Source organism: Psychrobacter sp. DAB_AL43B, from assembly GCF_900168255.1.
Classification (GTDB): Bacteria; Pseudomonadota; Gammaproteobacteria; order Pseudomonadales; family Moraxellaceae; genus Psychrobacter.
Map to the genome: position 1 here is coordinate 1675584 of NZ_LT799838.1, position 12974 is coordinate 1688557.

The following is a 12974-nucleotide window of genomic DNA, read 5'->3' on the forward strand; positions in this document are numbered from 1 at the left end:
ATAATGAGACTAGCGCTTTAGAACGATTATTAAAGTATTAATTTAACATCACGATAAAAGTTCTCATGCGTGCCAATCATTAATAAGGTGAGGACAAGCTGACCATCATCAATTTGATAGGCCAATAAGGTTAGCTGCTTTAGCATCTTAAACTTATAGATACGTACAGAGGATAAATCACCTACTTTCTGTATGCCTAAATTAGGGTTATCCATTAAGGTATGTACAGCAGCATCTAGATCGGCTTTCTGATTTTTATGTAATTTTTTAACGGCTTTTTTAAAGCTATGTGATTGAACAACACTTAAAGATTGAGTCATCATTTATCCAAAAAAGATTATCCGAATTCGTAAGGCTCGACCATGCCAGCATCCACTTCTGCTTGTGCAATTAATATTTGGCGAACAAATTCATAGGATAAATCAGGATTGTCTTCCATAATTTGTCCAATGGTTGCCCAATGTTCTATTTGCTTTGGCGGGGTACGATATTGTGCTTTTGAGATCGCATAGGCTTTATCAACCAGTTCTTTATTAAGACGTATGCTTGCAGTAGACATAGGATTCTCCTTATTCAAGACTATTAACCTTTGTGGTATTTTACCACATATCTAATGTATTAACGACTATCATTCTGATGAAAAAATAAAAGGAATAAAAAATGACCCAAACAAAACCAACATTCGCCCCGCAACTCTCAGTCCCAGCCATCTATATGCGTGGTGGCACGTCAAAAGGGACTTTCTTTAACTTATCTGATTTACCAGAGCGCTGCCAAGTTGCTGGCAAGTCGCGTGATAATTTCCTACTGCGTGTTATCGGCAGCCCTGATCCTTATGGCAAACAAATCGATGGCTTAGGTAATGGTAGCTCTAGCACTTCAAAGACGGTCATTTTATCGCCTGCCAATAACAGCCCTGATAAAACAGATCACGACGTCAATTATCTGTTTGGACAAGTGAATATTGCCAAACCACTGATAGATTGGGCAGGTAACTGCGGTAATTTAACCGCGGCGGTTGGTGCTTGTGCTATCAATATGGGTTTAGTAGATGCTGATAAAGTTGCTAATAGTGTCAGTCATAATACGGGCAGTGGCATCTGTGAAGTACGTATTTGGCAACAGAATATCGGTAAAACCATCATTGCTCATGTGCCTGTTTATACCGACGCGCAAGGTAAAGTACAAGTGCAAGAAACAGGCGACTTTGAATTAGACGGTGTGACCTTCCCAGCGGCTGAGGTAAAGATTGAATTTATCGATCCGGTAGACTCATCAAGTGACATGTTCCCTACCGGCAACCTAATAGATGACTTTGATGTATCCGGTTGTGGTCTAGATATCGATAGTATCAAGGCAACCTTTATTAGTGCGGGTATTCCAACTATTTTTATCAATGCAGAAGACTTGGGCTTTAACGGGACTGAACTGCAAGGTGATATTAATAGTGACAGCGAACTACTTGCCAAGCTTGAGAATATCCGTGCCAAAGGTGGTGTCGCGATGGGACTGTTTAAAGATGTGAGCGAGGCGCAAAGCAGTCAGCATATTCCAAAAATTGCTTGGATAGCGCCTGCACAAAACTATACTGCCTCTAGTGGTAAAGCTGTTGAAGCCGATGATATTGATCTCGTTGTACGTGCGATGAGTATGGGTCAATTGCATCATGCGATGATGGGTACAGCAGCAGTAGCGATTGCCGCCGCAGCAACGACTCAAGGAACATTGGTTAATCAGGCCGCAAGCGCAGGCCAATCCGAAAAACAGCTATCTGAGGTACGCTTTGGTCATCCATCAGGTACATTGTTGGTGGGCGGTAAAACGGAGCAAGTCGATGGGCGCTGGCAAGCCAAGAAAGTCTCGATGAGTCGTTCAGCTCGTCGTATCATGGTCGGTGAAGTTTTTGTACCAGCGGACAGTTTTTAACCGTTAACTCTCGTCTCACCATATATCATTAATATCCCGCCTATAGTGACTAAGGCTAAGCCAGCGATTTTATAGATATCTATCGCTTTAACCTCTAAGCCAAACAAGCCAGTTTGGCTTAGAATCAGAGCAAAATACATTTGCCCAAGAAACACCCAAAGCAGTGTATTACCTGCGCCTATCTTTGGCGCGGCAATAAACATGAATAAGATATAAAAGCTGCCCAAAAATCCTGGTAACCACATCCACCACGTCGCATTTTCAATCATTGGTGGCTTGATACCACCACTCATCACATACGACAGTACTAAAGAAGCTAGTGCACCTCCTAAGTATAAATAAAAGGTAGATTGTATTTGAGAGGCTTGTGTACTTTCTCGAAAAGCATTGACGATAGCCAGTTGGAGCGGAACAATAGCACCACCTAAAAGGCTAATTAAGACGTAAGGAAGGATTTTCAAATAACTGCCCCAAAAAATAAATAGTGTATATATGAATATCATCAATAATAAATTTTACGCTAATTAGGGCATAATAAGTTTAATCAATTAAATACTCAAACTGTTGAATCTAATACATGCCAACCACTTCTAATCTCAGAAAGTCTCCACTCGATAAAAAACCGCCGCTTAAAAAAACTGAGCGGCGGGCTTTGCTGTGGGACATTCTAAAAAAACTGGCGGTATTTGCCGCACCTTACAAAACCTTAATTATCGCCACGCTAATCTTAACGGTGCTGGGTTCATTTACCGCACAGGTCAATGCCTTTGTACTGCGCTATGCTGTTGATACTTTGACCGAAATCGCTACCCTTGCCGAGCCTTGGGAAGCTGGTGTGCGCATGTTAACCATCATCAGTGCGGTGCTCTTGACCAAAGAGATATTATCAATATTTATCTCTTTTGGTCAGCGCTTTTATGGTGAAAAGATTCGTATCAATCTCTCCCGTGATTTATCACAAAAAATTATTGAGCGCATTCTGACCTACCGTATGGCGTTTTATACCAGTAGCGAAAACGACAGTGGTAAATTGCAAACCCGTATTGATTATGGCGTTAGTAGTCTCACCAGCTTAGTACAAAACTTCTTTATTGATATGCTGCCATTATTTGCCAGCGCCATTGTATCGCTGATCATTATGTTTTCGACCAACTTTTGGATTGGTCTAGTCGGTCTTATCATTGTTCCGATATATTTCTTTATCAGTCAAAAACAAGCGCGGCGTCTACAAGGCTTTCGTCGTCAAATGCGCGGCTTTAGAGAAGCCAAAAGTGGTCTTGTCATCTCCTTGATTAACTCTATCAGTGTCGTGAAATCCTTTGTCCGCGAACCTATCGAGGCTGAGAAGCACTTAACCATTCAAAAGGACATGACTGACAATCAGCTACGTATTCGTAGTATTGGCTTCATTTATGATGCGGTGAAAACCTTTATAGAGCAAATAGGCGTGGTGGCGATTATTTTACTGACCTCCTATTTTGTGCTAAAGGGTCAGATGACCATTGGTATGATTTTATTTCATGTCATGCTGTTTCAAAACGTCGCCGCCCCTATCCGCCAATTGCACCGCATTTATGACCAAATTAACAATGCCCTGACCTATGCAGAAGGCTTTTTTGAGATTTTAGAAGATGATGAACAAGTTGAAAAAATATTAGGTTTAAGTAGTAAAAACCTAAAAGGTCATATTAAGCTTAAAAATGTCGATTTTACCTATCCTAATGGTACTCAAGCGCTAAAAGATGTCAGCTTCACTATTAAACCCAATCGTATTACCGCACTGGTGGGTCTAAGCGGTGCTGGCAAGAGTACGATTATCAATTTGTTGGTGAGATTTTACGAGCCAGATGCTGGCATGATATGCCTAGATGGGCAAAATTTAGCCGACTATGACACCCATGAGCTACGTCAAAATATCGGTTTGGTGCTACAAAGCAATCATATTTTTTCGGGTACTATTAGCGAGAATATCCGTTATGGCGATATGAATGCAACTGATGAAGATATTATCGTTGCGGCAAAAAAAGCCTCTATTCATGAGCAGATCATGTCGTTATCAAAAGGCTATGAAAGCACAGCCAAATCCTTATCAGGCGGTCAACAGCAACGTATTGCGCTGGCAAGGATGTTTTTAAAAGATCCGCCGATTGTATTTTTGGATGAACCAACGGCAAGCCTTGATGCGATTGCCAGCCAACAGGTGAAAAAGAGCCTAGATTTGATTAAAAAAGACCGAACAGTGATTATGGTCTCTCATAATATTGCCCAAATTATCGATGCCGATGACTTAGTGGTGATAGAAAACGGGCGTGTGGTCGAGACGGGTACTCACGAAGCGCTATATGAGAAGCGCGGCAAATACTTTGAAATATTCAGCGCCATGTCTGATAGTTTGAATTTGGATAAAATCAGTCAAACCTTAAATAGTTAATGTAGGGCGAAGTCGTTATAATACTCACTCTGTGATGCATTGATGCATTATATTTTTGATTATCCTATGCCAGCCCTTTAAATTGTTAGAAGCTATTTGACTATGACTTGTGAATTTTCTATAAAAACCTTTGATGAATTAACCTCCGTTGATCTGTATCATATTTTAAAAGCGCGCTCGCAAGTGTTTGTGGTTGAGCAAAACTGCCCTTATCAGGATATGGATGAGGTAGATTTTGACTGCTTGCATTTGGTCGCGCATCAAAACGAAGCATTGATTGGCTATTGCCGAATCATTCCACCGACATTTAATAGCAAAAAATCTTCCGTAACCCCTTCAGGCCCTATCCCCTCAATTGGCAGAGTTTTGGTACTAGCGGAGCATCGAGGCGATGGCGTTGCCCGTCAGATGATGCTGGAGGCTATCAAATACTGCCGTAAAAAATATGGCAAGAAACCCATTATCATCTCAGCCCAGACTTATTTATTAAGTTTTTACGAATCCTTGGGGTTTATCCCTGAAGGTGAACGTTATCTCCATGATGGCATTGAGCATGTGATTATGGTTTTACCAATAATCAAAAAGGTCAAGGTCAAAAAGGAAAGTTCAGGTACAGCAAGCAATATCCTCAGCTTTTTACTATTGATATTGGCGCTTTTATTTATTGTCGGTTTGGTTTATTTAATGGTCTGAATAATTGCCTGATTAATGGTTACGTTTTAAACCAGTCTTACACTACTTCACTGTGGTTAGATATTGAGTATGCTATTTTTGATGGATGGCTTAACTATCTAACTCAAGGAAGAGGTAAGACTATGTCTAATGTAGAAAGCAACGTCCGCCCAGAGTATGACGTAGAAATTCAAAAAATTGCCGATTACGTTCTTAATTACTCTATAGATAACGACTCCCCAAATAGCGCTGATGCTTGGAATACCGCCCGCTACTGCCTGATGGATACCCTCGGCTGCGGACTGTTGGCATTACGCTTTCCTGAATGTACCAAACACTTAGGTCCTGATTGCCCAGAGCAGATAACACCTCATGGTGCGCGCGTTCCGGGCACCTCTCACCGGTTAGATCCTATCAAAGCCGCCTTTGATATTGGCTGTATCGTGCGCTGGCTTGATTATAATGATACATGGCTCGCTGCTGAATGGGGTCATCCCTCAGATAACTTAGGTGGTATCTTAGCAGTAGCAGACTATATCAGTCAGCAAAACGTCAGTCAGGGCCATGCAGCACTCACCATGAAAGAGGTGTTAGAGGCGATGATTATGGCGCATGAGATTCAAGGAGTTTTGGCGCTTGAAAACTCTTTTAACCGTGTGGGTCTTGATCACGTGTTTTTGGTAAAATTGGCTTCAACTGCTGTCGTTGCAAAATTATATGCTCTGCCACGTGAGCGTATCATGGCAGCCATCTCCCAAGCTATCGTCGATGGTCAAGCGCTGCGCACTTATCGCCATGCACCCAATGCCGGTAGTCGTAAGTCTTGGGCAGCAGGAGACGCCACCAGTCGTGCGGTACGTTTGGTCGATATCACTCGTCGCGGTGAAATGGGTATTCCTGGCGCACTCTCCGCACCGCAGTGGGGTTTCTACGATGTGCTGTTTAGCCATACCAATAAGGATTTGGCTACCAAGCCTGAGAATGAACGCACATTTATTTTCCAGCGTGAGTTTGGCAGTTATGTGATGGAGAATATCTTATTTAAATTAAGCTTTCCTGCAGAGTTTCATGCGCAAACAGCCTGCGAGGCTGCTGTTATTTTGCATCCGCGTATCGATGACAGAATTGATGAGATTGAAAAAATCGTCCTAACCACTCATGAATCGGCGATTAGAATCATCTCTAAAGAAGGGACGCTCTCAAATCCTGCCGATCGCGATCATTGTCTACAATATATGGTGGCAGTGCCTTTACTCACGGGTGATTTAATGGCGGAAAACTATGAAGATGATTATCATGCGCAGCATCATATTTTGATTGATGGTCTACGCCGTAAGATGGTCGTTGAAGAAGACGCCGGTTATTCAAAAGATTACCATGATCCAAGCAAGCGCTCGATTGCCAATGCGATTCAGATCTTCTTTAAAGACGGCAGCAGCACGGATAAGGTTGCTATAGAATACCCTATTGGGCATAAACGCCGCCGTACTGAGGGCTTACCGGTATTAGAAGCCAAGTTTCGTGCCAGTCTTGCAACGCGCTTTATAGACAGTCGCTGTGCGGATATTTTTGCATTATGTAGCGATCAAAAACGTTTAGAGCAAACGTCTGTGAATGAATTTATGGATTTGTTTGTGGCTAATTAACTATTTAGCTATTTAATCATTCAACCCATGATTTGAAATCTACCAAGGTATTGACTCTCCTGCCCAATCAACAAAGCTGCCTGATTGGGCAGCAGTCATTCCCGATAACACCTCTAATAAGCACTCTGCGCTATAGGCTGGCGAGAAAAGATGTCCATCAGCGACATTGCTTTGGAAGGGTGCAGACAGCTGTGTGTTTACCGTCCCCGGTTGCATGACCACCACACAGACATCTTTTAGCGACCTTCCCCATTCGATACTCAGGTTTTTCATACCCATATTGAGCGCCGCTTTACTCATACGATAACTATACCAACCACCAACTTGGTTATCACTGATACTGCCTACACGCGCAGATATCGTCGCAAAAATTGCTGGCTTGTCGTTGCTGCGTTCAGCTTTAGCCAATAATGGTTTTACATGCTTAGCAATAAGCAGACTGGCTAAGGCGTTCACCTGCATATTTTGTAAGAAAAAATCTGTTTCAACTTGTCTGAGTGCTTTTTCTGGTTGCGCTTGTTCAGTGTGCAACAGCCCCGCACAGTTAAGTACCCAATCAATATGCGCGCGCTGTTGCTTAATGACATCGGTCGCCTGCTTAATACTATCTTCATCGCTGACATCCATTTGTAGCCAATGTAGGTTATCCGCTTCAATATCCGGTACGCTTCGATAATAAGTCGCAAAGACGTCAACGCTATCATGTTGCTTAGCAGACGATAAGATCTGTTCAATCATGGCTTGGCCAATACCGCCGGTGCCGCCAATGATGAGATAGGTTTTAGAGTTCATAAGGCATCCTCCTAGTTGCTGTTAATCGGGTCATCAACTGATTGTGTACTCATATCTATATAGTGACTGACTTTTTTAATATTTACTATAAGGCTGTTGTGCTTAATCAAGATTCAGAAACAGTTACTCAATACGATAGCCGATTAATAAAAAAGCCGCCTCAATGGGCGACTAATGGATAATTTAAGCTAAAAATATCAATGCTTTAATTTACAGTAAGCTTAGTGTAGCAGTAACCGTTAATGCGCTGCTGGTTTGTCTACCGCCACAACAGGTACTTCTTTATGATCAACATCGAATAATTTACCTTCGCTAAAATAATCACCTTCGGTCAAATCTAAGATAACCGCAGGACGCACTGAACGGTCTTCTGTACCGGCGACAAATACTGACTGTTGGTCTGAGTTACCTACTTTTAGGTGGTTAAATAACAAGTTTAGTGCGATGGCCATAATGGCAGCAGAGCTGATGCCTGAATGGAAAATAGTCGCGAACCAGTCTGGAAATTGATCGTAAAATGATGGCGCTGCAATTGGTAACATACCAAAACCGATAGAGGTAGCAACAATAATTAGATTCATATTATTGTTATAGCTGACTTGTGCTAGTGTACGAATACCACTGGCTGCAACCGTACCAAACAATACGATACCTGCGCCGCCTAATACTGCGGTAGGAACCGTTGCAATAACACGACCCATAATCGGCATCAAGCCTAAAACGACCAAGATAATACCGGCATAAGCCACTACAAAACGGCTTTTAACGCCGGTTACCGCAACCAAACCAACGTTCTGTGCAAAAGCACTTTGAGTAAAAGAGCCAAAGATTGGCGCAACCATACTGGCTAGCATATCCGCACGCAGACCATTACCTAAGCGTTTTGAGTCAACATCAGTCTCAATAATATCACCAACTGCCAAGATATCTGCTGACGTTTCTACTAAAATAACCAATACTACGATAAACATAGAGATAATTGCCGCAAGCTCAAAGGTAGGCGCGCCAAAATGGAAAGGTGTCGGAAAGGCGAAAATAGAGCCGGTTGTAATACCAGAGAAATCGACTAAGCCGAAAGCCCAAGCAGCAAAAGTGCCGATAACCATCGCTAGCAGAATAGATAAGCGACTGATAGCCGCATTACCAAGCTTGCTTAGTAATAACACCATCGCTAATGTGAAGCCGGCAAGACCAATATTGGTCATGCTGCCAAAGGTTGGTAAGTTGCTATTGCCACCCATAGCCCAGCGTGCAGCTACTGGCATCAAGGTCAAACCAATAGTCGTAATCACTGTGCCGGTTACCAGTGGCGGAAAGAACTTAATAATCTGGGAGAAAATAGGCGTAATCAAAAAGCCCAGAGCAGATGCTGCAATGACGGCACCGAATACAGAAGGTAGCCCGCCCCCCGACGTCACAATGGCTACCACGGTTGCAACACTCGCAAATGATACACCCTGTACTAGCGGTAGCTGACAACCAAAGAAAGGCACACCAATGGTCTGCAATAATGTCGCTAGACCACCAATAAATAAAGAGGCAGCAATCAATAAACCGATTTCAGCCGGTAATAGTCCAGCTGCTTGTCCAACGATCAGTGGTACAGCAATAATACCACCATACATCGTTAGTACGTGTTGAAAGCCGTAAGCAATATTGGCGCCAACGCCCAGATTTTCGTCTTCTGGGCGGGCAAATGCCGATTGAGAAGTAGATTTAATATCCATATTAAATAGCCGTCCTTGGTGTTCTGTCGTTAATGTATTCTAGGCTTGTTCTTTGACAACTCCTAGAGTGAAACTCATTATTTTTATAAAAACCAGCGCTCTATCTACTACATGACTAGTCGTAATGACCGCAAAAATAGGCTTACTGGATTTTATGGTTTTTACTATGAAAAGGAGTTTAACCTCGTTTTCAATTAATCTGAATCAGTTTTACGCTATAACTGTATATAGAACTGTGTATTATCTGAATTTAACATTAGAATGAGCATGACTGTTTGGGATACATATCCAAATCAGATTTCTAATTTGTTTTTAGCATAACGTTTATTTGCGATAACTGCCAGTTATTATTGACCATATGGTCAGGATTTTTTTTCATTCAAAGAAAATCCTTTAATATCAAAGGCTTTAACAACAAAATAGTAGTACCGATAAAAATGCCATTATTATTAAAGGTTTTATTATTTTCATTTCATCATTGATTATACGGATATCAGACTATGCTATCGCCCCAAGACCAATTGACTGAGCTGGTACGCACGCTTGAGACAGAGCAACATGTCTTTGCCACTGATCCGCTACTCATCACTGAAAAACTGCAAGGTGAAGATGGCAAACCGCTGCAAAAACTGCATCGGAGGGCATCACGCATCGATAGCAATGGTGCGCTGGCACGAGTGCTGGGTAAAATTGATGGGCGCATCAAAGGTATCATGGTTGTGATGAGCGTGGTGTGGTGTATCTCAGGATTTTTGGGACTGTTTACCTTGCTACAGACCAATGTGGTCAATTTCTTTTATGTGTTGGTTTGTTTACTGGGTTTTCATAGCATCATGCTCTTAGGTTGGTTAGTCATGACATTAATCAATCAAGGTCGTCAGTCGCCAAGCTGGTTTGCCAGTTTTGTTAGTCCCAGTTATCTCATCCGTGGTAAGGATGATGTCACCAAGGCGGCAGTCGACTTGTACGAGCGTCAATTGCAACATAGCGGTATGCGCTGGTATTTAGGTCGGTTTAGCCATCAGTTATGGCTGGCGACGTTGACCGGCATGCTGCTGGCGATTATATTTTTATTAATCGTCCGTCAGTACAGCTTTAGTTGGGAGTCAACGCTACTTTCCGATCAGGCGCTTATCACCTTGACTCAAGTGCTCGGATGGCTGCCAAGCATGGTTGGCTTCGATGTGCCAGACAGCACGGCTATTGTACAGAGCCGGTTGGTGACCGATGCGATGCCACTATCTGTCGCCCGGCAATGGGCAGGATTATTGGTAGGTAGTTTGCTGATGTATGGCATTGTGCCACGCGCCATAGCATGGGCGTTTTGTGCATTGATGTTTCGTCGTAAAAAAATGCGCTTGGATATCAAACTGCCCTATTATCAAAAGATTTTGAATTTTTGGCAGCGTCACGTGGTCGATGTAGATGATTTTACTGCATCGCTAGCACCTATTGCCCCAAAAGCGACTGTCAGCGCTGGCAAGAAACTGGTCGCGTTACTTGAATACCCATCAGAGCAGGATAACTGGTGGCAATCGGGACTTAGTACGGATATTAAAGACAATAGTGACGTTGAAAACTTCGGTATCGTCGATGATCGTGATGATATGGCACGGTTAAAAACCTATTTAGATAGCCATTCGGTACAAGTCTTACTGGGGATTCATGGTAAAGCGTTGCCTGATCGTGGCACATTGCGTAAACTCGATCAAATTGCCAGTCATGCAAAACACGGACTAATTGTACAACTGCTTAATGATACTAGCTTTACTGCCAACAATATTGCCACTGATAATGTTACCACCGATATTTTAGAGTCGAGCCAACCAACAGAGCAATTGTTAGAAAAACCAGACGTTCGTTATCAGCAATGGCAAACAGCGCTCTCCGCTCGAAAAATTGGCTTAGTTAAAGTTGACTCTTAGAAAAATGCGCCTTATGATTCATCAGATAATAACCGTAAACGGCTACGGTGTTTTTTGGCTATTAATAATTGATATAAGATTCTATTATGAATAATGACAATAATAATCAAGATAACAGCCAAGAAAGTAACCAAAAAGCTGATAAGCATGTCGGTCTCTTTGCCGATAAGGCTTATGAGGTAACACCCGACTCAAGAAAACAGCCAGCGCCTCAGCCATATCTAGCCGTTACTAGCGATGAAGAACTGTCCTTGAACAAACAAACGTTAGATAAACAAGCATTCACTGAACAAGTAAAACCTGTCAATACAACATCTAAAAAGACAATCGCTAGTGGCGAAGCGCTTAAATTAGCCGTTGTTGGTCATACCAATACGGGGAAAACGTCTATACTGCGCACCTTATTACGTGACGTATATTTTGGTGAAGTAAAGAACGAAGCAGCAACCACGCGGCATGTAGAGCGCGCCCAACTGACGGACAGTCAAACGGGTGAACTGTTGGTGACATTGTATGACACCCCTGGTCTAGAAGACGCATCGGGATTAATGGACTGGCTTGAAGACAATACCGCCAGTCGCCGTGATGGCATTGAGCGCTTACAGCAGTTTTTGGCAGCAGATATCGCTCAAGGTGTCGATAGTAATACCTCAGATAATTATGACTCGCAAGATTATAACTATAGCCAAGAAGCCAAAGTTATCCGTCAGCTGCTGGCAAGTGATATGGCCATCTATGTCGTAGATGCACGTGAACCAGTATTAGGTAAATATAAAGATGAGCTGGCTATCTTGTCTTGGGCTGCGATACCTGTTATGCCGGTGTTTAACTTCACTGACAGTCAGGATGCCAATATTGATGATTGGCAGACTATGCTGGCAAGACGTAATTTGCACATCTCTACGCGCTTTGACTCAGTAGCATTTGAATTTGAAGATGAAATGCGCCTGTGGAAAAATCTTGCGACCATGCTCACACATGCTGAGATGCTTGAACAATTGATGCAGCGTCGTACTGAAGACTGGGCACAGCTGTACGATGAGGCCAATATTATCATCGCTGATTTTTTGCTAAATGTCGCCGCTTTTGTACGCGAGATTAGTGAAGATGATGATCCAATGCCTGTATTACAGCAAATGCAAGAAGCAGTCAGACAGAGTGAGCGCGCTATGCAGCACAATTTGCTTAATTTATATAAATTTTATGATAACGCAGTTGCAGCAACCCCGCTTGAACTGCAAGCGTACCAGCAAGATCCATTTGATCCTGAGCTCCTTAAAAGCTATGGTATTCGCACGACTTCTGGCGCTGCAGCTGGCGCACTATTAGGATTGGGCATTGATGCCGCAGCACTAGGCACGACCTTAGGATTAGGTGCTGCCATAGGGGGTATCGCAGGCGGCCTGTTATCTAATACCAGTAGTATCGCCGATAGGATTACTGGAGTAAAACGTCTGTATATCGACCCTGCAACATTAACTTTATTGGCAACTCGGGCCATAGATTTATTGAATATGCTACGCCATCGTGGCCATGCTGCAACAGATGCCACGCAACTGATATATAATGGCGAGAAAAATAACAATAGATCGTTTGTTGATGGCAATGAAGATAATGTAGTGACGCCATGGGTTGCGCACAAGTTACCCAGTGAGCTTAAAAAAGCGCGTGGTAAACCGCAATGGTCATCGCTCAGTAGTGGTAAGTCAGAACAAGCTCAACTACTACGAGTGGATATGGCATGGTCGCTGGCAAGCAAGCTACCCTCACATAAATACTAGCATTCTTAAATAAAAATCGTAGTTAAAACCACTGAACATATTTAGCAGTAATCAAAACCAATAAAGACCAAGGA

The 12974-nt window shown here is 42.8% G+C and carries 11 protein-coding genes; 6 read left to right on the forward strand and 5 right to left on the reverse strand.

The window, feature by feature from the left end:
• Positions 1–29 precede the first annotated feature (29 nt).
• Both DABAL43B_RS07350 and DABAL43B_RS07355 read right to left on the reverse strand, forming a co-directional pair.
• Positions 30–320: a type II toxin-antitoxin system RelE/ParE family toxin gene (locus DABAL43B_RS07350; RefSeq protein ID WP_079691766.1), complete on the reverse strand. Its 291-nt coding sequence runs from the start codon at positions 318–320 to the stop codon at positions 30–32.
• A 17-nt stretch (positions 321–337) separates the two neighbouring features.
• Entirely contained in the window at positions 338–559 is a 222-nt protein-coding gene (locus tag DABAL43B_RS07355) for a TA system antitoxin ParD family protein (RefSeq protein WP_079691767.1), read from the reverse strand.
• A gap of 101 nt (positions 560–660) precedes the next feature.
• Between DABAL43B_RS07355 and prpF the strand changes: the two genes are divergently transcribed.
• Positions 661–1926: a 2-methylaconitate cis-trans isomerase PrpF gene (prpF, locus tag DABAL43B_RS07360; protein ID WP_079691768.1), complete on the forward strand. Its 1266-nt coding sequence runs from the start codon at positions 661–663 to the stop codon at positions 1924–1926.
• Here prpF and DABAL43B_RS07365 read toward each other — a convergent pair.
• Positions 1923–2387, reverse strand: coding sequence for a DMT family transporter (locus DABAL43B_RS07365; protein WP_079693068.1), 465 nt, complete (start codon positions 2385–2387; stop codon positions 1923–1925). The genes prpF and DABAL43B_RS07365 overlap by 4 nt on opposite strands.
• 116 nt (positions 2388–2503) lie before the next feature.
• Between DABAL43B_RS07365 and DABAL43B_RS07370 the strand changes: the two genes are divergently transcribed.
• The 3 genes from DABAL43B_RS07370 to DABAL43B_RS07380 all read left to right on the forward strand — a co-directional run bounded on the left by DABAL43B_RS07370 (position 2504) and on the right by DABAL43B_RS07380 (position 6675).
• Positions 2504–4357 carry an ABC transporter ATP-binding protein gene (locus DABAL43B_RS07370; RefSeq protein WP_079691769.1) on the forward strand — a complete coding sequence of 618 codons (1854 nt, stop codon included), beginning with the start codon at positions 2504–2506 and terminating at the stop codon, positions 4355–4357.
• A 102-nt stretch (positions 4358–4459) separates the two neighbouring features.
• Positions 4460–5050: a GNAT family N-acetyltransferase gene (locus DABAL43B_RS07375; RefSeq protein ID WP_079691770.1), complete on the forward strand. Its 591-nt coding sequence runs from the start codon at positions 4460–4462 to the stop codon at positions 5048–5050.
• 122 nt (positions 5051–5172) lie between these two features.
• The gene (locus tag DABAL43B_RS07380; RefSeq protein ID WP_079691771.1) at positions 5173–6675 is read left to right on the forward strand and encodes a bifunctional 2-methylcitrate dehydratase/aconitate hydratase; all 1503 of its coding nucleotides are present in this window, start codon (positions 5173–5175) and stop codon (positions 6673–6675) included.
• Between the two features lie 39 nt (positions 6676–6714).
• Here the strand turns inward: DABAL43B_RS07380 and DABAL43B_RS07385 are convergent, their stop codons facing one another.
• Both DABAL43B_RS07385 and DABAL43B_RS07390 read right to left on the reverse strand, forming a co-directional pair.
• Positions 6715–7467: an SDR family oxidoreductase gene (locus tag DABAL43B_RS07385; protein WP_079691772.1), complete on the reverse strand. Its 753-nt coding sequence runs from the start codon at positions 7465–7467 to the stop codon at positions 6715–6717.
• 239 nt (positions 7468–7706) lie between these two features.
• A complete protein-coding gene (locus DABAL43B_RS07390; protein WP_079691773.1) occupies positions 7707–9194 on the reverse strand; it encodes a nucleobase:cation symporter-2 family protein in 1488 nt (495 codons plus the stop codon).
• A 500-nt stretch (positions 9195–9694) separates the two neighbouring features.
• Here DABAL43B_RS07390 and DABAL43B_RS07395 point away from each other — a divergent pair, with 500 nt between their 5' ends.
• Positions 9695–11119, forward strand: coding sequence for a DUF2868 domain-containing protein (locus tag DABAL43B_RS07395; protein WP_079691774.1), 1425 nt, complete (start codon positions 9695–9697; stop codon positions 11117–11119).
• 86 nt (positions 11120–11205) lie between these two features.
• On the forward strand, positions 11206–12900 hold the full coding sequence (locus DABAL43B_RS07400) for a DUF3482 domain-containing protein (RefSeq protein ID WP_079691775.1): 1695 nt from the start codon (positions 11206–11208) through the stop codon (positions 12898–12900).
• Positions 12901–12974 lie beyond the last annotated feature (74 nt).